Source organism: Chitinophaga agrisoli (genome assembly GCF_008386695.1).
Classification (GTDB): domain Bacteria; phylum Bacteroidota; class Bacteroidia; order Chitinophagales; family Chitinophagaceae; genus Chitinophaga; species Chitinophaga agrisoli.
The window spans coordinates 654,927-680,702 of sequence record NZ_VUOC01000003.1 but is presented as its reverse complement, the minus strand read 5'-3'; the positions used below and the strand labels follow the sequence as shown (position 1 = coordinate 680,702).

The 25,776-nt window shown below is 49.7% G+C and carries 22 protein-coding genes; 8 read left to right on the top strand and 14 right to left on the bottom strand.

Annotation, left to right across the window (positions count from 1 at the left end; genetic code table 11):
* Position 1: 1 nt before the first annotated feature.
* Positions 2 to 1,051, top strand: coding sequence for an SO2930 family diheme c-type cytochrome (locus F0L74_RS18150; RefSeq protein WP_149839295.1), 1,050 nt, complete (start codon positions 2 to 4; stop codon positions 1,049 to 1,051).
* Here the strand turns inward: F0L74_RS18150 and F0L74_RS18145 are convergent, their stop codons facing one another.
* From F0L74_RS18145 to F0L74_RS18130, 4 genes are all read right to left on the bottom strand, one after another.
* Positions 1,052 to 1,756 (bottom strand): LytR/AlgR family response regulator transcription factor, encoded by a 705-nt coding sequence (locus tag F0L74_RS18145; RefSeq protein WP_149839294.1) that lies wholly within the window; start codon positions 1,754 to 1,756, stop codon positions 1,052 to 1,054. It abuts the gene before it with no gap.
* The gene (locus tag F0L74_RS18140) at positions 1,749 to 3,032 is read right to left on the bottom strand and encodes a sensor histidine kinase (protein ID WP_188316057.1); all 1,284 of its coding nucleotides are present in this window, start codon (positions 3,030 to 3,032) and stop codon (positions 1,749 to 1,751) included. The genes F0L74_RS18145 and F0L74_RS18140 overlap by 8 nt, the downstream gene beginning before the upstream one ends.
* Positions 3,033 to 3,141: 109 nt before the next feature.
* Positions 3,142 to 3,381: a DUF4907 domain-containing protein gene (locus F0L74_RS18135; RefSeq protein WP_188316056.1), complete on the bottom strand. Its 240-nt coding sequence runs from the start codon at positions 3,379 to 3,381 to the stop codon at positions 3,142 to 3,144.
* A 100-nt stretch (positions 3,382 to 3,481) separates the two neighbouring features.
* The gene (locus F0L74_RS18130; RefSeq protein WP_188316055.1) at positions 3,482 to 4,381 is read right to left on the bottom strand and encodes a Kelch repeat-containing protein; all 900 of its coding nucleotides are present in this window, start codon (positions 4,379 to 4,381) and stop codon (positions 3,482 to 3,484) included.
* Positions 4,382 to 4,725: 344 nt separating this feature from the next.
* Here F0L74_RS18130 and F0L74_RS18125 point away from each other — a divergent pair, with 344 nt between their 5' ends.
* The 6 genes from F0L74_RS18125 to F0L74_RS18100 all read left to right on the top strand — a co-directional run bounded on the left by F0L74_RS18125 (position 4,726) and on the right by F0L74_RS18100 (position 14,235).
* Positions 4,726 to 6,084, top strand: a complete 1,359-nt coding sequence (locus tag F0L74_RS18125) for a DUF4270 family protein (protein ID WP_149839290.1) — start codon at positions 4,726 to 4,728, stop codon at positions 6,082 to 6,084.
* A 48-nt stretch (positions 6,085 to 6,132) separates the two neighbouring features.
* Positions 6,133 to 7,380, top strand: a complete 1,248-nt coding sequence (bamG, locus tag F0L74_RS18120) for a BamG family beta-barrel-assembly machinery protein (protein ID WP_149839289.1) — start codon at positions 6,133 to 6,135, stop codon at positions 7,378 to 7,380.
* A 179-nt stretch (positions 7,381 to 7,559) separates the two neighbouring features.
* The gene (locus tag F0L74_RS18115; RefSeq protein WP_149839288.1) at positions 7,560 to 8,111 is read left to right on the top strand and encodes an RNA polymerase sigma factor; all 552 of its coding nucleotides are present in this window, start codon (positions 7,560 to 7,562) and stop codon (positions 8,109 to 8,111) included.
* A gap of 71 nt (positions 8,112 to 8,182) precedes the next feature.
* Positions 8,183 to 9,187 (top strand): FecR family protein, encoded by a 1,005-nt coding sequence (locus F0L74_RS18110; protein WP_149839287.1) that lies wholly within the window; start codon positions 8,183 to 8,185, stop codon positions 9,185 to 9,187.
* A gap of 38 nt (positions 9,188 to 9,225) precedes the next feature.
* A complete protein-coding gene (locus tag F0L74_RS18105; RefSeq protein ID WP_149839286.1) occupies positions 9,226 to 12,639 on the top strand; it encodes a SusC/RagA family TonB-linked outer membrane protein in 3,414 nt (1,137 codons plus the stop codon).
* Between the two features lie 12 nt (positions 12,640 to 12,651).
* Positions 12,652 to 14,235: a RagB/SusD family nutrient uptake outer membrane protein gene (locus F0L74_RS18100; protein WP_149839285.1), complete on the top strand. Its 1,584-nt coding sequence runs from the start codon at positions 12,652 to 12,654 to the stop codon at positions 14,233 to 14,235.
* A 55-nt stretch (positions 14,236 to 14,290) separates the two neighbouring features.
* On the opposite strand, the gene F0L74_RS18095 is transcribed toward F0L74_RS18100, so the two are convergent.
* Positions 14,291 to 15,652, bottom strand: coding sequence for a GH1 family beta-glucosidase (locus F0L74_RS18095; protein WP_149839284.1), 1,362 nt, complete (start codon positions 15,650 to 15,652; stop codon positions 14,291 to 14,293).
* A gap of 89 nt (positions 15,653 to 15,741) precedes the next feature.
* Here F0L74_RS18095 and F0L74_RS18090 point away from each other — a divergent pair, with 89 nt between their 5' ends.
* Entirely contained in the window at positions 15,742 to 16,794 is a 1,053-nt protein-coding gene (locus F0L74_RS18090; protein ID WP_213087010.1) for a formylglycine-generating enzyme family protein, read from the top strand.
* A gap of 30 nt (positions 16,795 to 16,824) precedes the next feature.
* Here F0L74_RS18090 and F0L74_RS18085 read toward each other — a convergent pair whose 3' ends face one another.
* The 9 genes from F0L74_RS18085 to trpA all read right to left on the bottom strand — a co-directional run bounded on the left by F0L74_RS18085 (position 16,825) and on the right by trpA (position 25,768).
* Positions 16,825 to 18,663: a M56 family metallopeptidase gene (locus F0L74_RS18085; protein ID WP_149839282.1), complete on the bottom strand. Its 1,839-nt coding sequence runs from the start codon at positions 18,661 to 18,663 to the stop codon at positions 16,825 to 16,827.
* 8 nt (positions 18,664 to 18,671) lie between these two features.
* On the bottom strand, positions 18,672 to 19,037 hold the full coding sequence (locus F0L74_RS18080) for a BlaI/MecI/CopY family transcriptional regulator (protein WP_149839281.1): 366 nt from the start codon (positions 19,035 to 19,037) through the stop codon (positions 18,672 to 18,674).
* Positions 19,038 to 19,296: 259 nt separating this feature from the next.
* Positions 19,297 to 20,430: a TlpA disulfide reductase family protein gene (locus F0L74_RS18075; protein ID WP_149839280.1), complete on the bottom strand. Its 1,134-nt coding sequence runs from the start codon at positions 20,428 to 20,430 to the stop codon at positions 19,297 to 19,299.
* A gap of 219 nt (positions 20,431 to 20,649) precedes the next feature.
* Complete coding sequence (locus F0L74_RS18070; RefSeq protein ID WP_149839279.1) at positions 20,650 to 21,735, bottom strand: TlpA disulfide reductase family protein; 1,086 nt, start codon at positions 21,733 to 21,735, stop codon at positions 20,650 to 20,652.
* A 33-nt stretch (positions 21,736 to 21,768) separates the two neighbouring features.
* Complete coding sequence (gene hisIE, locus F0L74_RS18065) at positions 21,769 to 22,368, bottom strand: bifunctional phosphoribosyl-AMP cyclohydrolase/phosphoribosyl-ATP diphosphatase HisIE (RefSeq protein WP_149839278.1); 600 nt, start codon at positions 22,366 to 22,368, stop codon at positions 21,769 to 21,771.
* Between the two features lie 16 nt (positions 22,369 to 22,384).
* The gene (gene hisF, locus F0L74_RS18060; RefSeq protein WP_149839277.1) at positions 22,385 to 23,140 is read right to left on the bottom strand and encodes an imidazole glycerol phosphate synthase subunit HisF; all 756 of its coding nucleotides are present in this window, start codon (positions 23,138 to 23,140) and stop codon (positions 22,385 to 22,387) included.
* Positions 23,141 to 23,143: 3 nt separating this feature from the next.
* On the bottom strand, positions 23,144 to 24,301 hold the full coding sequence (gene hisA / locus F0L74_RS18055; protein WP_149839276.1) for a 1-(5-phosphoribosyl)-5-[(5-phosphoribosylamino)methylideneamino]imidazole-4-carboxamide isomerase: 1,158 nt from the start codon (positions 24,299 to 24,301) through the stop codon (positions 23,144 to 23,146).
* Positions 24,302 to 24,304: 3 nt separating this feature from the next.
* Entirely contained in the window at positions 24,305 to 24,898 is a 594-nt protein-coding gene (hisH, locus tag F0L74_RS18050; protein WP_149839275.1) for an imidazole glycerol phosphate synthase subunit HisH, read from the bottom strand.
* Positions 24,899 to 24,997: 99 nt separating this feature from the next.
* On the bottom strand, positions 24,998 to 25,768 hold the full coding sequence (gene trpA / locus F0L74_RS18045) for a tryptophan synthase subunit alpha (protein ID WP_149839274.1): 771 nt from the start codon (positions 25,766 to 25,768) through the stop codon (positions 24,998 to 25,000).
* Between the last annotated feature and the right edge of the window lie 8 nt (positions 25,769 to 25,776).

Sequence of the window (25,776 nt, the reverse complement as noted above, 5' to 3'; positions counted from 1 at the left end):
CATGCAGCGTATTATTCGTATTATAACCGGTATCACCTTATTATTGGGCCTGACGATCGCCCTATTAGCCTCCCGCACGGGAAGCCCGGCGCCCAAAGAGCACCTGTCTGAATACGGCTTCTTTAGCGGTAATATGGCGGATCAGACGCCTGTAAGCGGCATTATGCCTTACCAGCTGAATACGCCCCTGTTCTCTGACTATGCGGAAAAGCTGCGCTTTATACAGCTACCGCCGGACAGCGTTATTACGTACGACAGTGTGAATGTGATGCACTTCCCCGTAGGCGCTACGCTTATTAAGACCTTCTACTACCCAAAGGATTTCAGGGCCCCGGAAAAAGGAAGGCGGCTGATGGAGACCCGTTTGCTCACTCATACGGCCGAGGGCTGGAAAGCACTGGTATACATCTGGAATGACGAACAAACAGAAGCGACCCTGGAGGTAGCAGGCGACCGTAAGCCCGTGCAGTTCATTGACCACCATGGGCGTACTGTAAGTTTTGATTATATAGTGCCCAACCTGAACCAGTGCAAGGGCTGCCATAATACCAACGAGGTAATGACCCCTATAGGCCCTACGGCCCGGCAAATGAACGGAGATTTCCATTATGCCGGGGGTACAGAAAACCAATTGCAACACTGGATCAAAGCTGGTATCCTTAGCGGGCTGGATGATGTAGCCCATGCGCCCAGGGCGCCGGTATGGAATGACCCAACCACCGGAAGCCTCGAAGCCCGCGCTCGTACCTGGCTGGAGATCAATTGCGCCCACTGCCATAAACCGGATGGTCCGGGTAAAACCTCCGGCCTGTTCCTGCTGGCCAGCGAAAAAGACCCCACCAAAATTGGTATCAATAAACCGCCGGTAGCAGCTGGCCGCGGTGCGGCAGACCTGCAGTTTGATATTGTGCCCGGCCATCCGGAAAAGTCTATCCTTATTTACAGGATGGCCTCTACAGATCCGGGCATTATGATGCCTGAACTTAGCCGTAAGCTAACGCATAAAGAAGGAGTGGAATTAGTGCGGGAATGGATAAGATCGATGAAATGATCAGGAGTTGCGGGTGATCACTTCATAAAACCGCTCCCGGTATCCATCACTGATCGGGATGGATTGATTGGCGATCATTACCGTATTTTTCTCTACAGAGTTGATCTTATTCAGCGACACCAGGTAAGAGCGGTGCACACGGATGAACTTATCCGCCGGCAGACGGGTCTCAAATGATTTCAGGCTGCGCAGGGTAAGCACTGGCTGATAAGGTGTATAGATCTTTGTATAGTCCTTTAATGCTTCTATAAACAGGATATCTTCCAGGTTGATCTTGATGATCTTGTATTCTGTCTTGATAAAAATGTAGTCGTTCACATGACCGTTGTCGCCGTTTTTCTGTTGGGTAACGGCCATATATTCCTGGGCTTTGGTAGCAGCGCGCAGGAAACGGTCAAATGGGATGGGTTTCAGCAGGTAATCCACCACATCCAGGTCAAAGCCGTCCAGGGCATACTCTCCGTAAGCGGTGGTAAAGATCACCAGGGGTGGGTATTTGAGGGATTTCAGGAACTGGATGCCATTGATATCCGGCATTTTAATATCCAGGAAAACCAGGTCCACCTTTTCATCCTGGAGGAAACGCATAGCTTCTGCGGCATTCTCAAAGGTCTGCACCAATGAGAGAAAGGGAACTTTGCGGGCAAAGTCAGTGATGATCTCCAGTGCCAATGGTTCATCGTCCACTGCAATACACTTAATCATTTTTCAACACTATTTTAAGATCAGCAATAAATTGGTGCTCACTTTCCGTGATGCTTACTTCGTGCTTGTTGGTATATAGCAATTCCAGTCTTTTTAATACGTTCTGCAGCCCTATCCCCCCCTGCTCTGCCACCCGTTGCGGGAACAGGCTGTTCTTTACTACCAGCCGTACCACCTGCTGCTCTATGGTGATCAGGATGCTGATAAAGGAATGGTCCGTATAACTGATGCCATGCTTAAACGCATTTTCCACAAAGGGGATCAGCAGCATAGGCTCTATCCACAAACCGTCCGGTAAACCATGCTCCTCATAATCCACCTGTATACCGGCAGGCAATCTAAGCCTTTGTATATCAATATAATCCCTGAGATATTGCAACTCGTGCTGCAGCTGTACCAGGTCTTCGTTGGACTCATAGATCATGTACCGCATGATGGTAGACAGTTTCACGATGGCGTGCTCTGTCTGCGCGGAATGTTTATGCGCCAGCGAATAGATGGTATTAAGACAGTTAAACAGGAAGTGAGGATTGATCTGCGACTTTAAAAATTTTAACTCCGCATGTAATTTTTCCACTTTAAGCGCTTCCCGTTGCTGTTCACTTTTAAACCATTCCTGGGCAATTTTGATAAACCCGCTCATCAGCAACATTAACAAGGCGGCCAGTACGGACTTACGCAACACTTCCGGAAACAGCAGGCGTTGCCAGAAGGGAGGCGGGCCCAGGGTCACCATCATACCGGAGGGCGTGAGGATAGAATCCCTTACATATGCCCCTGGCGGAAAAGGGCGGCCTGCTACGGCTACCGGCCTTTGTGCGTAATATCCCCTATCTCCCAGCGTCATGGCGCGGTAACGGATAAACGTGCGAGGCGACACAAAAGTTACTTTTCCGGTGCTATCTGCCACTGCCCCCGGCGGTATGCCTGGTAAGGCGGGTAACGTAAATTCTGACCGGTGCCGGGCCATATACCGCATAAAATAGTGGTCCATCATGGCCTGCTGTATGGTGATAAAGAGGATCACCAGCAGCACGCAGCCAAAATAATACACGATCTTCTTGAGGGTGAAGAAGCGGGGGATCAGCACATATATGTTCAGGTAAAATACGCCTATAAGGAACAGGTTATCCACGATCTCACGCATGAAGAACCACGGATGGAGGATGCGCAGGCGATATATAAAAAAGGGGAATAACAGGAAACATGTCCATGCGATCACATGCAAGCCAATGATAAAAAGCCGGTTCCTGTAAATATTTTTAAAATTGATCATACCGCCTGAAAAAAGCGGGGTAAACATACAGTAGAATAGGGTTAACTATCTGTTAATTTTTGTTAACAGACCTTAAGTTGGCGGTGAACAGGCATGAACTGGCGGTGAACTACCGGATACCTATTTTGACCAATTCTTCTGTGGTGAGGGTAGGTAATTCTTTGTTCCGGATCTTGCCAGCCACCAGGTTACCTACACGCTGGGCATCCTCCCTGGTATGGAAGGGTTCCCGGCCGGGCCGGGCGGGAATGATATCCTGGTAAATAAACGGGCGATTGCCAATATTGATGGCATATCCCCATCCGCCGGCGGCTGTTTCAAAAGTAACAACCGCAATGCTGTCCTGCATTGCGGTTGTTTTTAACTTAGGCGAGTGTGTGCAACTGATTGTAAATGCAATACATCCCAGCAACAACACCACGCTCTGCAATATGATATTACGTTTTCTCTTAGTCATTTTTGATCAGATCAGCCAGGGGATCAAACTGCCAGGTATCGCTGAGCTGTATGGCTCCGCTGGCGCCTGTAGTAATGAAACCCTTGTTCTTGATGGTAAAACCTACAGCTCCGGAACGGGAGGTACCACTTTCCATAGGCTGCTTCAGGGTCCACAGATCCTGTATGGGGTCATATTCCCATACAGTATTGGCGGTGGTAACCAGGTATCCTTTGTTATTCATTACAAAAGCGGCGCCGTTAGTACCTTCTATGCTGGTATAATCATCATCATAAGAATCGTCGCTTACGTTGGTAACAGGACGTTTGGGCGCCCACAGGGAACTCTTACCATCTAACCGGGACATTTCGTTTACGGTTTGGGTGTTGGAGCTGCCGGTTACGATGTAGGCAGAATCGCCGATCACAAAAGCTACCGCGGCGGAACGTTTGGAGTTGGGCACATCGCCGGCTTCTGACCAGGATTTGCTACCAGGGTTAAACTTCCAGGTATCATTGAGCCAGTTGCCATCATAGCCGGTGGATACGTAGCCGTTACCGCTTACGGCAAAACCTACGGCGTCATAACGGGCGGTGCCGGGGAAATCTGTAATAGCGGTCCATGCGTTAGTGGCCGGATCGTATTCATAAAAGTCTTTGTATTTATCAATACCGTTGGTACCGGTACCGGTATAACCTTTACCATTTACGGCAAATGCAACACCGCTCATGCGGCCGGGGGCAGCATCAGGTAGGGAGGCCCTTTGTGTCCAGGTATTTTTGTCAGCATCGTAGGAGAAGAAATCCTTTAAACGGTTGGTACCGTCGTAGCCGGTGCCAACAAAAGCTGTATCGTTGATAGAAAAGCTAACCGCTTCGCTGCGGGCAACTCCTTTAAAATCTACTTTGTGCATCCAGTTTCCTACAGTTGTAGTATCATCGCTACTTTTCGAACACCCCATCCAGGCCAGGGACATCAGCAAACAAAAACCTGTTGAATAACGCATTAGCATTTTATAATTTTTATAGCTGCCAAAATTATCCGCCGTTGTATTAGCATAAATATAAAATAGATATATCTGGCCTTTTAGCGGATAAAAGGGGGTATTTCATCTGCCAGTTGCTTTGTTTGGCCTATTACCCCCTGTTCCGGACCATGGGGCTATATAAAGAGCGGGAATGCGGATTCATCGATAAAAAAACGCTGTTGGCATATTAAATCAATGGAAAGTAGGCGGCGTGGCTAAAATTGCGCCTCATGAACAACATCTTTTGCCGTTCCGGGTGCGCCCATGCCTACTTAAAAATAGGGGTTGCCATACTATTGGCAGCTCTTAACAGTGCTTGCGATAAGAACGGTTTTACCTACGATCTTACGGATGGCAACCAGCCCTCCAACTACATCCTCACTGATACGCTAACCATTGATATGCAGACCGTTCAGCTGGATTCTATCCCTACTTCCGGCGATGGTATTATAGTATGTGGCCGCCACCAGGATCCCTATTTTGGGAAGATAACGGCCAGCAGCTTTTTCCAGTTGCAGCTGCCCCAGGGTACCCTGACAGATGTGCAGAATGAGAGCTCCCGGTATGACTCCATAGAGCTGGTACTGAAACCTAACCGGCAGGTATACGGGGATACGACCTCCGCCCAGGACTTTGGGGTGTACGAGGTGCTGGAAACCATACAACCGGCCAACAATGGCTTTGCGCTTTACAATAACAGCAATTTCCTTACGGGAAGCCAGTCCCTGGGCAATTTTCAGCAGCCAAGGAACTTTCCTAATATAGATACCACAGTACGTGTTAAACTGGAGAACAGTTTTGGCAATACCTTATTCCAGCTTTTCAAGAACAAGGCGCCGGAGGTATCCACACAGGCTAACTTCCTCCAATATTACCGGGGCCTGGCCCTTAAACCGGGCGCCAACAGCGCCAATATCATGGGCTTCTTTACCGGTGATACAAGCGTTATGCTGCGGGTGCATTACCATATTAATGAACCTATCATTTCAGACAGGCACCTGGATATGCCGATGTACAATCCCAACCTGCAATTTAACCAGGTATCTGCGGATCGCACCGGTACTGTGCTGGCGGCACTGAATGGCAGTACCAAAAGCCTTCCCAGCACACAGACCAATAACCAGGGCTTTGTACAATACCTGAGCCGCATTGTTACCCGTATTGATATGCCGGGTCTTAAGGGACTGGCCTCCTTAGGCAAATTCTTTAAGGTAATGCGCGCCACGCTTATCCTGCAGCCGGTAGCCGGCACTTACGAAACGCCGTATGCGCTGCCTCCCCGGGTAACTATCTGCGAGACGGACCAGAAGAACAATGTGGTGGATACCGTTACTTCTCCTACCGCCGGTATCCAGTATGGCAATCTTGTTATTGACAAACAGTATTATTTAAATACCAACTACACCTACGATATTACGCATTACGTCATTAACAATATTGCCAGCGTAGCAGCGAACAATTACGGGCTCATGATAACGCCTACCCGGGGCGATGCCCTGACGAACTTTAATAGGCTGGTACTGGGTGATACTAAACAGAAATACAGGGCGAAAGTGCAGGTATATTACCTCCTGTACCAGAACCAGTAATTAAACAGCGTTGTCTGCGGTAAGTGAATGCATAATAAATCAATATTAATGATCCGAATTAAACAATATAAATATACCGGCGTCTGTGGCTTGTTGCTGTTACTGTGCGTACAGGAATCAAAAGCGCAAAACGGCAAAGGCATTAATTCCCTTTACTCCGCCTTTGGCGTGGGCGATATTGAAAGCCGTGATTATAGCCGTAACTACGGACTAGGCAGCGCAGGTATTGCACGCCCTTCCCTGTTCTATATGAATGAGCTGAACCCGGCCTCCTATAGCGCTATTCCCAAACAGAACTTTATGTTCGACGTATCGCTGCGGGGAACCACAGTAAGTTATAAGGGCGAAAACCTTAGCCAGAACGCGGGCGATGTGAATTTAAAAAGACTGGCCGTTGGCTTTAAGGTAAATAGCCGCTGGGGCGTAAGCGCCGGGCTTACCCCTTACAGCACGGTGGATTATAAAACACTGAACCAGCGCTTTGTAGAGGGCACCGGACAATCAGTAGACGCCGTAACAGAAGGTACCGGCGGTATTAACCGGGTATACATCTCCAATGGCATAAGGCTTACCAAAAACTTTTCAATAGGCGTATCTTCCGCTTTCCTGTTTGGGCCGATCAATGCCACCGAAACACTGGGCAACGACACCGTTTCTACACAAGACCGCCGTTATGCGTATAACGTGAACTTTAATACCGGCCTGCAATACCAGGGCCGGATAAAAGGTTGGGAGATAGGTCTGGGCGCTACCTACCGCTTTAAAACGGATATGCGGTTCCAGCATACCATCAATGTAGTGAACTCGAACGAGCAGGTCTTATTCAAGGACGACCTGGGCACCCAGCGCTTTACCCTTCCGCAGGAATATGGTGGCGGCCTGTCTGTAGGCAAGGGTAATGTTACCGTGGTGGCGGACTACAAGAAACAGCTGTGGCAGGGGCTGAACCCCGGTCAGACCACCTACAAGCTAACGGACGCGGAGCGTTATGCCGGCGGTCTGGAATACTCCTTTAAACGGCACTATTATAATGGCATAGTAGAGGGCATGGTACTACAGGCCGGTTTCTCCTATAACAAATCCTACCTGCTGGTGCAAGGGCAGCAGATCAAAGACGTTGCCGGCACCATTGGCGTCTCCCTGCCCAGCCGCAACGGCTCCCTGCGGTATTATCTGGGCGTAGAGGTAGGACAGCGCGGCACCACTGCCAATAACCTGATAAAAGAGAATTATGTGAGTGCGGTGTTCCATTTCTCCCTGAAGGATATCTGGTTCATACGCAGGGTATATGATTGATCCTGGCCCCAGCCGGGTTAAAAAAGCAATAGTAATGGGTAAGTTACCATTAGTCTGATCTCCTATGTTCCCTACCTTAGTAGTTGGCTGATACACAGCATTCTACTCGTATCATAACAAGTAAACAGAAGGGGGAAATAGTGCCTGTACATGGTGCAGATAAGGAACAGCTATTGACAATGCAACTGCAATCCGGTGACCACGTTGCTTTCCGGGAATTATATGCCATATATCACCAGTTGTTATACGGGGTGGCCTGTAAATACCTGAAAGATACTGTGCTGGCGGAAGATGCGGTACATGAGGTATTTGTTAAGCTGTGGGTGAACCGGCAGCAGCTGGATCCTGCCCAGGGCGTGCGGAACTTCCTTTTTAAATGCCTGAAATACCATATACTGAACCTGATCCGCGATCATAAACGGGCGCTTATCAAACAGTACAATCTTTCCTACCAGGCCCCTGCCTGGCATGAGGAGCCGGAATCCGCCGTGCTGTTCAACGACTATAAAAAGGTCATGGAGCAGGCTATAGAACAGCTTTCTCCCCGTAAGAAGGATATCTTTAAACTAAGGACCATAGAAGGCCTTAGCAATGCCCAGGTGGCCACCAGGCTGGGTATCTCCATCCATACCGTAAAATTGCAGTTCTCCCAGGCCAGCCAGCTGCTGAAACATTACCTTAAAATATTTAACGGTACCCTCCTGCTTATCATCATCCGTATTTTCCTGTAAATATTTTTTTTCCGGGGCACTAATACTTCCGTCTTTTCCAGGTGTAGTACTTGTAAAGGAGTTGTTATTCCATGCGATCCATAGACCCGGCTTTATTAGCTAAATTCTTTCAACATCAATGCACGCCCGCGGAATACCGGCAGGTGCTGGACTGGCTGGCTACAGAGGAAGGACGTGCTTACCTGGCCGCTTCCCTGCAGGAAGACCTGGAGCAGCCCGATACCGCCGCTGCGCGCACCCCGCATTCTGAAGAAATCTACCAGCGTATCCTGGCTACCACGCAGGAGCTGGAGTTGCAACAATATGCTTTAAGGCCCAGGCGCCGGTGGTTAAGCATGCCTTTAAAGGCGGCCGCTGTGGTTACCGGCGCGATAGCTTTTTGTATTGGCGCCTGGCAACTGCACCTGCGCAGTAATACCGTTACCTATACCACGGCCTATGGCGAGGTAAGGGCGGTTACCCTGCCAGATCAATCTGTGGTGACGCTGAATGGCAACAGTACCTTAAAATACAATAAACACTGGGGGGCGGGCAATAATCGCGAAATATGGATAGAAGGCGAGGCCTTTTTTGATGTAAAACCCGTTGCCCACCAACGTTTCCTTGTGCATACCACGCACCGTATCAACGTGGAGGTACTGGGTACCACCTTTAATGTACTGGATCGCGAGGACCGTATGCAGGTGGTGCTGAATACCGGCAAGGTACGGCTGAGCAGCAGCCATGCCGCGGTTATGGCACAACCGGTGGTCATGCAGCCGGGGGACCTGGTGGAATATAAAGAGCAAACATCCCACTACGAAAAAAAGAATATCAACGCAGCACAATACGCTTCCTGGAAGAATCATAAACTGGAGTTCCACAATACAGATCTGGGAGAGGTAACCCGGATCCTGCAAGAGACATATGGTATACAAGTAATAGTAAAAGACACGTCACTACTTCATCAACAATTTTCGGGCACCGTGCCCAGCCAGAATGCAGATATGCTGCTGGAGGGGCTGTCGCAGCTCTTTGACCTGAAGATCACCAGGCAGGAAACAACAGTGAACATCGAAAAGAATCATCGTCAATAACTCGTAAACATTCATCACACACTCAACCAAAAAGTATTATGAACAGGTACTTTATGCCCTTCCTCACGGCCGTTGGTTTGGCTTGTTTTAGCGGGCAGTCCACCTATGCGCAGGATATGGCAGCCGCAAGCCGGCAGGCCCAGTCTGCACCTAATGCAAAGAAAAAGTTACTGAAAAACGTGCTGAGCGAGCTGGAAGTAAAATACGGCGTTTCCTTCCTCTACAAGAGCCAGCTTGAAAAAAAGCCGCTTACTACCACCGTTATGGACAGCCATGGTTCCCTGGAATCTGCGCTGGAATCATTAACTAATGCAAATGACCTGAAGTATAAAAAGGTCAGGGACAGCTTCTATATTATTTACAGCAAGGACGAAACGCCGCCGGAGCAAGCCGGTGACGGTAATAATGCCAATTTTGAACCGCTGAACCTGGGCGGTACGGTCTACAGTCCCCGTGTACAGGAGATTGTTGTGAAGGGGAAAGTAACGGATGATAAAGGCCTGCCTATTCCCGGCGCCACCGTACTCCTGAAAGGCACCGGCACCGGCGCCGCTACGGATCCAAACGGTAATTATACCCTGCAGGTACCAGATGGTAATGGCATCCTGGAGTTCTCTTACCTGGGCTATGTAAAACAGGAAGAACCCATTGCTAACCGAACTACAATAAATGTACAACTGACACCCGATACCAAAGGGCTGAATGAAGTGGTGGTAGTAGGTTACGGCACACAGAAAAAGGTGAACCTGACCGGCGCTATCAGCGCTTTGTCCGGTACGGATGTGAACTGGAAACCGGTAGGCCAGGTGTCCAGCGCCCTGCAGGGTGTGGCATCCGGCGTAACGGTACAGCAAACCTCCGGACAGCCCGGTAAGGATGCCAGCAGCATCCGTATCCGCGGTGTAGGTACGCTTAATAACAATGATCCGCTGGTACTGGTAGATGGGGTACAGTATGATATCAATGATGTAGACGCGAATGATATTGCCTCCATGTCTATCCTGAAAGATGCCGCAGCGGCTTCTATTTATGGCGTACGCGCGGCCAACGGCGTGATCCTGATCACTACCAAAAGAGGCAGCACCGGCAAACCGCGTGTTACCTATTCCAATTACTTTGGCTGGCAGAACCCGGCGCGCCTGTCTAAATTTGTAGGTGCACAGGAGTTCATGAAACTGGTGAACCTGATGCGTGAGAACTCTGGTTCCTCCGCGCAGTACTCTGACGCGCAGATCGCCGCTTACGATGATCCCAACCGTAACAAGGATCAATACCCGGATAACTACTGGTTAAAAGATATATTAACCGGCAGCGGTTTCCAACAGTCACATAGTATAGGTGTTGGCGGCGGTACAGAAAATATCAAGTACCAATTCTCCACCAACTATTTTGATCAGAAAGGCCTGATCAAGAATATGGATTACAATCGTATCACGGTACGTTTAAATACGGATATTAAGGTAACAGACAAACTGAACTTCAGCGCAGACATCTCCACCCGTATTGGCGACCAGCAGGAACCGCAGGGCACCGGCGGCTCCGTATGGTACCAGTTTGGCCAGGCGTTCATTACCAACCCGCTGAACGTTAATAAATATTCAGACGGCACCTGGGCGCTGGTGCGTGGCGATCAGAATGCCATCCGCCTACAGGATGAAGGCGGCCTGAACACCTATAAGAACAATCTGTTTACCGGCAATTTCAAAGGCACTTATGAAATTGTAAAGGGCTTAACTGCTACCGGCATGGCTGCTATAAACTACCGTTCCGTTTACAACAGCATGCATAATAAAGCACTCACCTATTTTACAGATTTCCCGGCCAATGTGAATACGGTAACAAAAGGCCAAAACGAGGTCACAAAAGAATATCAGGGCTATTGGTTCCGCAACTACCAGGCTTTACTGGAATACCAGAAAGACCTGGGCCATCATTCCTTTAAGCTGATGGGCGGCGCCAGCCGGTTATCTGAAACCAACGATGAGCTAAGCGGTTACCGCAACACCCTGCCTAATGGCAACATTGAGCAGATCGATGCCGGCGCGGCTGCCGGCCAGCAGGCAAAAGGCACCGCAGACGCCTATAACCTGGTTTCTTTCTTTGGCAGGTTAAACTACTCTTTCCGGGATAAATACCTGTTTGAAGCCAATATCAGAAGGGATGGCTCTTCCCGTTTTGCGGAAAACCAGAAATGGGGCTGGTTCCCATCGTTCTCCGCAGGATGGCGCATTACCGGCGAAGACTTTATGAAGAGCGTTACCTTTATTGATAACCTGAAACTGAGAGGCTCCTGGGGCGAACTGGGTAACGACCGCTTTGAAAGCGTAAGCGGTAATATCAACATCCCTATCAATTACCCTTATCAATCTACCTACACCTATAACAGCTATGCCTTTGGCGGCGTGCTGTACCCGGCATCAGGTATTACGGTGTATCCCAATTCCGGGCTTACCTGGGAAACCACCCGCATGACGGATATAGGTCTGGACGCTACGATCCTGAAAAACCTGGATATTACATTTGACTATTACCAGAAGACCACTTACGACATTCTGCTGAACCTGCGTATCCCCTATACTGTAGGTCTGGACGCTCCTGTGCAGAATGCCGGCAAGGTGCGTAACACCGGCTGGGAATTTGCCGCTAACTATCATGGCAAGATCGGCAAGGAATTCAACTTTAATGTTGGCGCTAACCTGTCAGACGTACGGAACAAGATCCTGGATATGAAAGGCGGCGACCTGGTATCCGCAGACAATAATGGTATTTACAGCGCCCGCGTAAAAGGCCAGCCTATTGGCGCTTTCTACGGCTACCAGACAGAGGGCATTTACCAAAGCCAGGACCAGGTAAACAATCATGCTCCCCAACCCGGCAGCACTACCGGCCCCGGCGACCTGATATATAAAGACCAGAACAATGATAAAGCGGTGAAACCGGGCGATGCGTCTGTAGGTGGAGACATGGTGTACATTGGCAGCAACATACCGCGCTATACTTATGGCGTTACCCTGGGCGCTAATTACAAAGGGTTTGACCTGAGCACTTTCTTCCAGGGCGTAGCCAAAGTGGATATCCATACCGTAGTAATGGAAAGGGCGCCTATTAACTCAGACGCCAACTTCAAGGCTATTCATGAAGACAGCTGGACGCCTACTAATACAGGCGCTGCATTCCCCCGTTTGGTAAGCACCTCTCAGAACTATGCCTCTTCTGACTTCTGGGTTAAGAGCGGCGCCTATCTGCGCCTGAAGAGCGTGCAGCTGGGTTATACGCTGCCCAAAGCATGGGTAGAGCATATTGGACTGAGCCGTTGCCGCCTGTATGTAAGCGGTCAGAACCTGCTCACCTTCTCTGGCCTGCCCAGCGATATAGACCCGGAAGCGCCTAATGACAGCCGGTACTATCCGCAGGTAAGGACCTACACTTTTGGTTTAAACGTAGCATTCTAAAAGCACGCAATCATGAAAAAACTAAGCACCCTCTTCATCATAGCAACAGCCTGTATATCATTTACAGCCTGTAAAAAAGATTTCCTGGATCAGCAGCCACAGGCTTCCGTATCCCGGGACGATTACTGGAAAACCCAGGCAGACGCCGTTAACGCCGTGAACAACTGCTACCGCCAGTTAGGCGATGTAGATAACCGTATGTTCATTTCCGGCGCTACCGATGATAGCTACGCCTGGAGCAACTGGCCCAGTGAAGTACTGTATGTGGGCAATGGCAGCGCCACACCGGATAATAACGTATTCGGCAATTTCTGGCGGAATCTTTACCGCATGATCGCTTCCTGTAACGATGTACTGGATAATGTAGACCGCGTCCCCAACCTGGCAGACAGCCTGCGCACCCGCCTCCGGGGAGAGGCCCGGTTTGTGCGCGCCTATGCTTACCAGCAGCTGATAGGCATGTATGGCGATGTGCCCCTGATCACACATATACAATCCATCGATGAATTTAAAGTAAGCCGTACACCGCGTGCAGAAGTAGCTACTTTTATTGCCGCCGAGATGGATACAGTCAGCAATATGCTGCCCGCCTCTTACGGGTCATCTGATTTTGGCAGGGCTACCAAGGGCGCTGCCCTGGCTTTAAAAGCCAGAACTATGCTGTATGAAGGCAAATGGCAGGAGGCAGCAACAGCCGCCAAAGCGGTGATTGACGCGAATTATTTTATCATTGATCCCAATTACCGCAGCCTTTTTGACGGTACCAACAAACAAAGCAAAGAGCTGATCTTTGTGGCACAGTATGTAAAGAACACATTGCCTAATGCTACGGCTACCTGGATGGGCGGTCCTTCTATAGGCGGCTGGTCTGAGCTCACACCCACACAGGCACTGGTAGATGCGTTTGAAGCTACCGATGGTAAACCCATCACCCAATCCACCGTGTATGATCCATCACAACCTTTCAAGAACCGCGACCCGCGTTTGGGTTATGTAGTAATACTGCCCGGCGATGTGGTGAACAATATCCCTATCAAGTATACGGATACTACTTCCATTGACTGCATCAGCAAAAACAACGCATCCTTTACCGGGTATTATTACAAGAAATATATACCCAGTGATATTGCAGGCGACTGGGACCGCAACTCGTCCAACGATATTGTGCTGATACGTTTTGCAGAAGTGCTGCTTACTTATGCGGAGGCTAAGATCGAGCTGAACCAGATAGACCAGAGCGTGTACGATGCTATTAACCGTGTAAGGCAAAGGCCGGGTGTGATGATGCCGCAGGTAACCGCTGCTACCGCGCCTACACAAACGGCGCTCCGTGATGCAGTAAGAAGGGAAAGAAGGGCTGAATTTGCCGTAGAAGATAACCGCCTGTTTGATATACGCCGCTGGAAGATTGCAGAGACCGTGATGAACGGCCCGGTATATGGTATACTGAATAACTTTTTCAAGAGCAGGAATGATTATGGGAAACATATACTCGTGGAAACACGCGTATTCAAACCTGGTCGTGACTACCTCTGGGCTATTCCGCAAAGCGAAAGATCCATTAACCCGAATATAGGTCAGAATAGCGGATGGTAATCCGTCAAAAGTACAGCGAACAATGAAGAATGAGGGATGAAGCAAACACCATGCTTCATCCTTCGTTATTTAACAAGGTCTTGAACCAGTAGCCGGAATCCTTAATAGTGCGGATCTGTGTGGAGAAATCTACATGTACCAGGCCAAAACGGGCGCGGTATCCTTCTGCCCATTCGAAGTTATCTGTGAGGGTCCATACAAAATACCCATCTACCGGTACGCCTTCCTTTTGGGCCTGCAGTACGGCGCCCAGGTATTCTGTAAAATAGCCGATACGCTCCTTATCCTGTATACGGCCATCTACCGGCATATCGTTAAAGGCGGCGCCGCTTTCTGTAACGATGAGCCTGCGCACGCCCCGGTAAGCGCCAAATTGTTTTAACATGGCATACATGCCTGTGGCGCTTATCTCCCAGCCCAGGCCGGTAACCGGCACTTTACGGGATCTTGGCTTTACTTCAGAAACGCTTACCACCGGCATAAAGGCGTTGTAGCGCACTACCAGGGGGAAATAGGTTTGTATGCCGATAAAATCAAAATCGAAGGTCATGTTATCCCAGTCCCGCCATAGCGCATACCGCCGCTCTATCCTTTTCAGCAGCGGCATATCATGCACGGGGTACCCTAAGCCCAGGGCCGGCTCCAGGAACATGCGGTTAAAGAGGGCGTCTGCTTTACGGGCAGCCAGCAGGTCCTGTTCATTCTGTGTGTAAGGGATGATGTGAGAACAGGAGTACGTAGTGCCTATTACAGCATCCCGTACCTCGTCCCTTATTACCCGGGCGCCTGCGGCCTGCGCCAGCACTACGTGATGCACGGCCGGCAGGAAGTAAGACAGGCCGAATTTCCCGGGTGCATGTACGCCCAGCATATACCCCAGCGAGGTAAAGCCAAAGGGCTCGTTGAGCACGATCCAGTGTTTTACCTTATCGCCATACTCGTTTACTACAATACGTACGTATTCTTCAAATGCAAACACCACCCCGCGGTGGCACCAGCCACCTTTTTTTTCGAGCGCATGGGGCAAATCCCAGTGATAAAGGGTGATATAAGGCGTAAGGCCCAGCTCCAGGCAGGCGTCTATCAGCCGGTGATAAAAGGAAATGCCGGCCAGGTTTACCTCGCCCGTGCCTTTAGGCAGTATACGTGTCCATGAAATAGAGAAACGGAAAACGCTGAATCCCATCATCTTTGCCAGCAGCAGGTCCTGTGGGTAGCGGTGATAGAAGTCTGTGGCTATGAACGCATTACTGCCATCCTTGATCTTGCCTTTACGTTGTGTGAATTCATCCCAGATAGATCTGCCCCTGCCGTCTTTGTCATGTGCGCCTTCATTCTGAAAAGCAGCAATAGTCACCCCCCACAGAAAATCATCCCCAAAATCATGACGGCTGAATGGTGCGGTAAACGGTTGCATAAGGGCGCAGTTTACAATAGTTTATTTAAAATAATTATTATTTAATTGTTAACGGCGGCCGTTAATGCTTCATTATGTATTTTGAGGTCATGAATCAACGTCATTTTACCTGGCTGCTGCTGTCTGCGGGGCTGATAAGCGCCTGTAACAACACCACGCAACGGCCTGTGGCTACAGACAGTACAGCGGCCCATACCGCTGTGGCAGATAGCCTGAACCGGATGGTCATGATACCTGGCGGCGAGTTTGATATGGGCACAGATGATAGCCAGACCCGGGAAGATGAACAGCCAAAGCATAAGGTACGGGTAGACAGTTTCTTCATGGATGAGCATGAGGTGACCAATGCCGAATTCACTGTTTTTGTTACTGCCACCGGCTATGTGACTACGGCAGAAAAGCCCATTAGCATGGAAGAGCTGATGAAGGAGCTGCCTGCTGGCTCACCGGAGCCGGATAGCAGCCTGCTGCAAGCGGGATCGCTGGTGTTTTCCCCACCGGACCATGCCGTACCGCTGGATGATGTATCACAATGGTGGGCCTTTGTAGCCGGCGCCAGCTGGCGGCATCCGGAAGGGCCTGCCAGCAACATCGACGGAAAGGAACAATATCCGGCCATACATATCTCCTGGGATGATGCACAGGCATACGCCAAATGGGCGGGTAAACGCCTGCCTACAGAAGCAGAGTGGGAATATGCCGCAAGGGGTGGTTTGGCCGGCCAGCTGTATCCCTGGGGCAACGAGGAGCTAACAGCAGGCAAACCCAAGGCCAATACCTGGAACGGGCATTTCCCCTATCAGAATACAAAAACAGATGGTTTTTATGGCGTGGCGCCGGTACGGTCATTCGCGCCTAATGGTTATGGGTTATATGATATGTCTGGCAATGTATGGGAATGGTGCGCGGACTGGTATGATGCGGAGTACTACCACCATATACCCGCCACTGCACACAATCCCCAGGGGCCGGCCAAAGGTTTTGACCCCGCAGAACCTCTGGCGCCCAAGCGGGTGATCAGGGGCGGGTCCTTTATGTGCAGTGACGAGTATTGCAGCGGTTACCGGGTAACGGCGCGTATGAAAACAACGCCTACATCGGGTTTAATGAATCTGGGCTTCCGTTGCGTAAGGGATAAATAGTAAATGGTTATATAGCTATGGATGATGAGATCACGGTTGTTGTTTCGTAGCGGCCGCATCTTTAGTGGTTATGAGGATGACACCTTTGGCGCCCCTTGAACCGTATAAAGCAACAGCAGCAGCATCCTTGATCACGCTGATGGATGCAATTTTATGTTTGTCCAACGCGGTCAGTTGTGTACCAGTGGCCACCTTACCATTTATCACGTACAGCGGCGCGTTTGTGGTATCAAAACTGATGTTATCCCGTATCATTATTGGCCGGGGACTTGCCTGCGCCTGATCATCAACATTGGTATTGACCTTTACATCCGTCTTTGTTTTTACATCAGCGTTAACATTATTGCTGACCTTTACCTGGGGGTTTGCGTTATTCTTCACACTTATAGCAGTCTTGACATTCGCATTATTTTGCACCTTCACACTAACAGCGGTATCGTATTTGTACCGGAAATTTTTGTCTTCCCTGGACTGTATGCTGGTAGCGGTATCATACTGGAATTTATAATCGAAATGTATGTTCTTACCGTCCCTTTTACCTCCTTTTTTTGTATAGAGAAAAATAACGCCATCCTTACCCTTGTCACCGAACTGCCGTATCGCATCCTCGCCTTTTACTACGTTCATGTATTCAATGTTGGCCTGGTCGATGGTATTGATCTTGTCTGGAGATACCGCTACATCGTCAACAAACAACAGGCCCTTATACATGCCTTCTGCTAATACTATTTTTGCGGGCGGAACAGGAGGATTAGGAGGAGGTGGTGGCGGCGGCATCTTAGTTCCTGGTACGGGAGGCACAGGCGGCGGAGGAGGAGGCGTTTTAGCTGGCGGTACAGGCGGTGGTGGTGGCGGTGGCACGGGTATAGTATCCATAACTACGCCGGTGACGTTAATAAATGGTACTGCTGTTGTGGCGCCACTAGCCGCAGCAGGTGCGGTTGCCGCTACTGCTTCGATGGCCTGTTTTGCCGGCGCTACGGAATTTTTAACAGGACTGATACCCGCCTGGCGATTGTAAGCGGCGCGGCTGTAATTAAGCGATAAAAGCGCTGCAGCCACCACGCTGCCCAGTACCAGGTACCGGACGATATTATATTTAGCGGAACGTTGCTGGTTCATCATTTTAATTCTGTTTTTCAGATGTGAGAAATTGAAGTTGTTTGCGATGGCCGTCGCATATGGAATTCCACTTACTTTTATAAGATTGTATTGATAAGCTTTTGGATCTACGCCCTGCTGCAGCATACGGCGGTCTGTAATAAACTCCAGGTTCTCCCGTACAGCAGTGCGCATGAGCCAGGCCCCGGGATTAAACCAATAGAAGATATTATTGAGCTCTGCCGCCAGCACATCGAGCGTATGCCATTCCCTTACGTGCACCTGCTCATGGAGCAGGATGGCATCCAACTCCGTAGGTTGGTGCAGGGATGGATTGATATAGATATTCCGGAAAAAGGAAAAAGGCGTTACCGGCTGTTGCAGCATCTTTACCGGCTGCTGCCGTATAGCGCCCGTATTGGCGCTACGATGCAAACGCCAAAGGGATAATAATTGCATTAAAAAACGGATGCCCATTACCGTTACGCCTGCCCAAAAGATGTATACCAGCACATGCCAGATGGTAATACCCGGATCCTTTGCCTGCAGCAAGCTCAGATCCAGTACATAAACAGTTACCTCCTGGTGCCTTGCAAACAGCTCATTCACGTCCACCAACGGGAATACAGACGAGAACAGGATACCCCCCATCAGGAAAAAACGGTTCAGCACATAAAAAGTAAGCCTCCTTAAACCCAGGCGGTAAGCCAGGTAAAACAGGGAGAGCGCTATATTGGCCTTTAACAGGTATATCAGCAATGCCGGCATATCATCAGTTATTTAGGATCGTTATGCTCTATCATTTTAATGATCTCTTTCAGCTCCTCCGGGCTGATCTTCTTTTCTTTGGCAAAGAAGGTCACCAGGGCTTTGTAGGAGTTCTCGAAATAGCTTTGTACAAAACCGTTCATGAACTTTTTCTTGTACTCCTCTTCCGCTATCACAGGCGTATACTCATATACGTTGCCGGTCTTACGGCTTTGCAGGTAGCCCTTTTTCTCCAGGTTCTTGATCGTGGAGGCCAGGGTAGTGTAAGGGGGCACGGGCGCGGCATGCGCTTCCAGGAAATCCTTTACGATCCCCGCGCCTTTCTGCCATACGGCTTGCATGGCAGCTTCTTCCTGCTGCGTGAGCTTTTCCATAGATTGATATTGTTTACGATACTAAGTTACGATCTTTTCGTAAATCTACGAATAATTCGTAATAGAAATAAGAAAATATTTTCCCTGGTGGAGGAATGTAAAGGGTTAGCGCCTGTAAATGAAGGCATTGAGCGCGGAGCGGGGCAGAAAGAAGATATTTTAAAACATGCCGGCCAAGCGACCGGGTATCGCCCTCAAAAAAAACGCTGAACACCATTAAAAGTATTCAGCGCTTATTTATAATGATCCGTTTAAGAACTTACTGTGGCTGCATTACCTCGCTCAGTTTGGTTTCCAGGGCTTCGCCGCGCAGGTTCTTGGCTACGATCCTGCCCTGTGGGTCAATGAGAAGGTTCTGTGGAATGGCCCGTATGCTGTACAACTCCGCTGCCGCGTTCTTCCAGCCTTTCAGGTCAGATACGTGGGTCCAGGCCAGGTTATCCGCCTGTATGGCTGCCAGCCATTTCTCCTTTTTATCATCCAGGGAAACGCCCAGGATCTCAAATCCTTTTGCCTTGTACTTGCTGTAAGCCCTTACCACATTGGGATTTTCTGCCCGGCAGGGGCCGCACCAGCTTGCCCAGAAATCTACCAGCACGTATTTGCCTTTAAAGGATGCCAGGCTAATCGCGTTACCGGTGGCATCTGTTTGCGAAAAGTCCAGGGCCGGCTGGCCGATGGCTGTTTTCTTAGCAGCTTCCAGGCGGGTGGCAAATGCCTTACCGGATTCGGAATTCCTGATCTTTTTATCCAGCTTTTTGAATACCGGCTCTACATCCGTAGGGTTGATCTCATAACCGGCATATTGGTTAAGCGCAAACATGGCGATGGGAGATGCGGGATATTTAGCCAGGTAATCGCGGGTGATCTTTTTTTCCTGGGCCTCCAGTTCATCAAACTTAGGTTCCAGGCGTTTCATGCCTTCTTCGTCCTTGGCCATATAGAGCTGGCGGTATGCTTTCTGCAGGTCCCTCTTCTGGGTGCCTATATCTTTGAGCATGCCATCCAGCTGCAGGTAAGCGTCATTAGCGGCTGAGCCTTTTACCACGGCGTTTTTTACAGAATCCTGGGCGGTAATGGTAATATCGCCTTTATCGAGGAACAACGGTAAGATATCCTGTTTCATGCCCCTGGGGAAATCCGGCTGAGGGTCCGTTATCACCATCATCAGGCTGGCCATGGAGGGCTCTTTAATGGTTCCTTTGAAAATGAATTTTCCATCCTTTACTTCGGCGCTGTCCAGCATGGCGTCATCGCCTTTCTTTACTTTCAGATAAACCTTTGCCTGCTTTTGCACCTGCGCTACTGTTCCATGGATAGTAAAAGGCTTTTCACCCTGCGCAAACAAAACTGCCGGCGATAGTAACACGGCAGCCAGTATAGCTCTCTTCATAAAAAATTAGCTCCTTTTTACTTTATTGTAATAACAAATTTGGTAAAACAGGTAGGGAAAGTCAACCTGATTGTGATAAACGGCGGGCTAATGTGCTGATGTGCAAATATGCTAATGTGCTAATGTAATGCAAGCGGATATCTAAACTATAAATGTGCTGACGTTTAATGGTTTAATTCCATTATCATCAGCACATTAGCATATTTGCACATTAGCACATTATTTCAGGATTTCCCCTAAGCGGGCTTCCAGTTCCGGGCCGCGGAGGTTGCGCGCAATAATGCGGCCCTGCGGGTCTACCAGGAAATTGGCGGGAATGGATTGGATACCGTACTGTACGGCCACCTCATTACCCCAGCCGTGCAGATCGGATACATGGGTCCAGGACAGGCCGTCATGGTTAATAGCCTGCAGCCAGCGGGACTTATCATTATCCAGGGATACACTTAGTATGGTGAAGTTCTTGCTTTTGAAACGGTTGAAGGCTTTTACCACGTTCGGGTTTTCCTGACGGCAGGGCCCGCACCAGCTGGCCCAGAAATCCACCAGCACATATTTGCCGCGGAAAGAGGACAGCTTGATCGCTTTGCCATCCACATCATCCTGGGAAAAGTCGTCTGCCATTACGCCAATACCGCTTAAACGCTGCTGGCGGATGTATTCTGTTACGTTTTTCCCGTATTTGCTGGTTTGCAGTGATTTATCGGTAGTAGCAAACAGCGCCTCAAATTCTTCCAGGTTCAGACGGGGGCGCAGCTCGTTGATCAGCATCCAGAGGCTGGCCAGCGCTTTGGGATGCTGCTGTACAAAGGATTTACCCACTTTTACCACATCATCGCTGAACAGGGAGGCTTTTTTACGGAAGGCGTCCTTGGCCGGCTCGTCCGTACCGGAAATGGTGGCAGCTTCGGTATTCAGTGCTTTGGCCCGCTGTATCAGCGGCTGAAAAGCTATCTGGTATTCCTGCATTGCTTTGGTATCGTCATTGCCTTTGACAGTGCTGGCAATGGGATATTGAGCGGCGGTAGCTGTTATCTCCTGGGGAGCGCTGCCCGGTATGAACAACAGGGGCTGGTCTACCCCTTCCAGGATCAGCGCGTGTACGGAAGGTTCTCCTTTGGCTTTTATATTAAAGCTGAACTTGCCGCCTTTTAGTACGGTGGAGTCGTCCGGCTCATTGTCTGAATCGTCAAACAGGTACAGGCGTTTGCCCTCTGCTCCGCTGATGACGCCACTTACCAGGCTTTGTCCATGTGCCACGGCCACGCAGGCGGTACAGCAGATCGCTAAAAATAATCGCTTCATGCTATAAATATATAAAAAATCACTATTCTTTTCCTACTCCGGCTTGTGCCGCTCCTTTAGCACGCCCAGCACGTCTGACAGCTGGTAGCCCTTGGCGCTCAGCAGCACCAGGTAATGGAACAGCAGGTCTGCACCCTCGTTCAGGAACAGGGCCTCGTTATTGTCCTTGGCCTCTATCACTATTTCCACTGCCTCTTCGCCCACTTTCTGGGCTATTTTGTTGATCCCTTTGGCAAACAGCCTGGAAGTGTAGGAGTTATCAGAAGGATTGTTCTTCCGGTTTGTGATCACTGCTTCCAGCTTTGCCAGGAAATCGTTGCTCACATTCTGCTCATTCCAGCAGGTATCCGCGCCAGTATGGCAAACGGGACCTACCGGATTGGCTTTAATAAGCAGGGTGTCATTATCACAATCCACTTTAACGTCCTGCAGGAGCAAAAAATTGCCACTCTCTTCCCCCTTTGTCCAGAGGCGTTGTCTGGAGCGGCTGAAAAAGGTCACTTTCTTTTCCTGCAGGGTCTTATCCAGCGCTTCCTGGTTCATATAACCCAGCATAAGCACTTTTAAGGTAGCTGCGTCCTGTATGATTGCCGGCACCAGGCCATCCGGCGATTTCTGAAAATCGATGTTCATGTTTTTTAGCTTTTAGCTAGAATCTTATATTCACTCCCTTGCCGTACAGGTACTGTTTCAGCGTGGGTATTTCTATTTCTTTGTAATGGAAAATGCTGGCGGCCAGGGCGGCGTCTGCCTGGGCCTGACCAAATACATCTGTAAAATGTTCCATGGTGCCCGCGCCGCCGGAGGCAATCACCGGTACGTTCAGGTTTTGTGATAAACGGCCGGTGATATCCAGGGCAAAACCCTGTTTGGTACCGTCGTTGTTCATAGAGGTAAGCAGTATTTCGCCGGCGCCACGGTTTACGGCTTCTTTTGCCCAGTCGTAGGCTTTGGTCTCCGTTTTTACGCGGCCGCCATTCAGGTATACGTACCAGTCGTCTCCTTCAAAACGGGTATCAATGGCCAGTACAATACACTGGCTGCCGAATTCGCGGGCCAGTTCATCCACCAGCTCCGGGCGTTTAAAAGCTGAGGTATTGACGGAGATCTTGTCTGCGCCGGATTGTAGTAACACATACACATCCTCTACAGCGGAAATGCCCCCGCCCACGGTAAAGGGAATGTTTACATGGCGGGCAATACGGGTTACGAGCTCCGAAAGGGTCTTACGCCGTTCGTTCGTAGCCGTTATATCCAGGAATACCAGCTCATCCGCTCCCTGCTGGGCATATAAAGCCCCCAGTTCTATGGGATCGCCGGCATCGCGTATGTTCTCAAAATTTACCCCTTTTACGGTGCGGCCGTCTTTGATATCAAGACAGGGGATGATTCGTTTGGTAAGCATGTTCTACTTTTTGATTAATTGTTTCAGCTCGTCCATGCTGATCTTTCCTTCATAAATGGCTTTACCGATGATAGCGCCGCTACAGCCTATCTCTTGCAGGTCTATTACATCCTGCAGGTTACTTACGCCGCCGCTGGCAACAAAGTCAATGGCGGGGAAGCGGTCCAGTATTTTCTTATACAGATCGATGGAAGGGCCTTGTAACAGGCCATCTTTCGCAATATCTGTACAGAAGATATGGCGTACGCCGCGGGCGGTATGTTGTTCCAGGAAGTCAAATATAGAAAGGGCGGTGGTTTCCAGCCATCCGCCTACCGCTATTTTTTCTTCCTTTACATCCGCGCCCAGGAATATCTTATCCGGCCCGTATTCTTTTACCCAGCTAAAGAACAGCTCCGGGTCCTTTACGGCAATACTGCCAATAGTGGCCAGGGCTGCGCCGCTTTCGAATACGATCTCCAGGTCCTTCGTTGTTTTTATGCCGCCGCCAAAGTCTATGACCAGGCCTGTTTTGCCGGCAATGGCTTCCAGCACTTTCCAGTTCACCACCGCGCCTTTTTTAGCGCCATCCAGGTCTACCAGGTGCAGGCGTTGTACGCCTATATCTTCAAAGGCTTTGGCTACTTCCAGCGGGTGCTCATTGTATACTTTCTGCTGGGCATAATCACCCTGGGTAAGGCGTACGCATTTGCCATCAATAATATCGATGGCCGGTATTACGGTGAATTGTTTTTGCGGCTGTTGCTGCACGGGTATTTCCATCCTGCAATAAATGATATTGTTCTTCTCGAAATATGCTCCTGCCCGTTTAAAACCCAGGCGGGTATAAAAACTTTCCGCTGTTTTACGAGCATGGCACCATAACAAAGGTACGCCGGCCTGTATACACTGTTGCTGCATTTGTTTAATGAGCATAGTGCCATAACCTTTGCCTTGTTTTTCCGCCGCGGTGGCCAGCTTACGGAACTGCGCGTGGTCCTGGTTCAGGAACAGGGAGCCTACGCTTACCAGTTGCCCGCTTTCAAAAACGCCAAAATGCAGGGCGTGATCGTCATGCTCCAGCCGTACAGATTCCAGGGATTGGCCGGGGTACAGCAGGTCCCGGCGCAGTGGTAAAATATCAACGGTGTTGATCCGTTTTATAGTGATCGTGTCGTTCATATGCTACAACTTCAGGAAACTTTCCAATACATGCTGACCTGCCTCTGCCGACTTTTCCGGGTGGAACTGTACGGCATAGAAATTATCCTTTTGCAGGGCAGCGCTGTAATTGATCACATAATTGGCCATGGCCACCGTATCCGGCGACAGCGCGGCGTAATAGCTATGCACAAAATACATGTAGCTGTTCTCCGGCACATGCTCAAAGATGGTGCTATGCAGGTTGGCAACATTGTTCCAGCCTATCTGCGGTATTTTCAGCAAGTTCTCTACCGGCGATTGGAAACGTTTTACCTGCACATCAAATATGCCCAGGCAATCCGTATCATTCTCTTCAGAGTGTTTGCACAGCAGCTGCATGCCCAGGCAAATACCCAGTACAGGCTGCTCCAGGCTTGTGATCAGTTTGTCCAACCCTCTTTCCCGTAAGTATGCCATGGCGGTGCTGGCCTCCCCCACTCCCGGAAAGATCACCTTATCCGCGGAGCGGATCTCTTCCGGATCATCTGTTACCGTGCCCTGTACCCCCAGGCGGTCCAATGCGAACAGCACAGAGCGGATGTTGCCGGCGTTGTATTTTATAATAGCTGTATTCATCTGTCTATCTTTTGTCTTTTTCAATGGTCAGATGGAGCCTTTGATGATTAAAATAATCATTACCCTCCGGGTTTAATGATTATTTTAATCATGTCGGCTTCATGATAACACTGTTTGGATGAACTGCTGTATGTCCTTATCCAGCGCCTGACTGTTCTCTACCGCTTTTATAAAGGCAGTGCCGATGATAGCGCCGTTGCTGTAAGCGCAGGCGGCGTCAAAAGTGGCTTTATCCTTTATACCAAAACCAATGAGTACCGGGTGCTGCAGTTGCAGTTTTTTGAGCCGTTCAAAATAGGCCTGCTGGCCTTTCATATCCTTATCCTTACCGGTGGTGGAAGACGAAGACACCGCGTACACAAATCCGTTGCTAACGGCGTCTATCTGGCGGATGCGCGCATCGCTGGTTTCCGGTGTTACCAGAAAGATAAGGTGTAACCCATATTTTTCAAACAGGGGTTTGTAATCCTGCTCGTATTCCGCCATGGGCAAGTCTGGCAGGATAATGCCATCTACGCCTGTTTCCGCGCATTGCTGCAGGAAAGCTTCCACGCCAAATTGCAGTACGGGGTTCAGGTAACCCATGAGTATTACCGGCACCTGTATATTTTTCCGGAAGCCCTTTAACTGTTCAAACAGTTTTTTAATGCTCATGCCATTCTGCAGGGCGCGGGTGCTGCTGTCCTGTATTACCGGGCCATCTGCCAACGGATCAGAAAAGGGCATGCCCAGTTCTATCATATCCGCGCCATGGGCCTGCAGGGCCGTCATTACGGGCAGGGTATCTTCCAGCGCAGGGAAACCGGCTGTACAGTATATATTGAGTATACGTTCTTTCTTGGCAGCAAAAAGTTGATCTATGCGATTCATAAAAATAG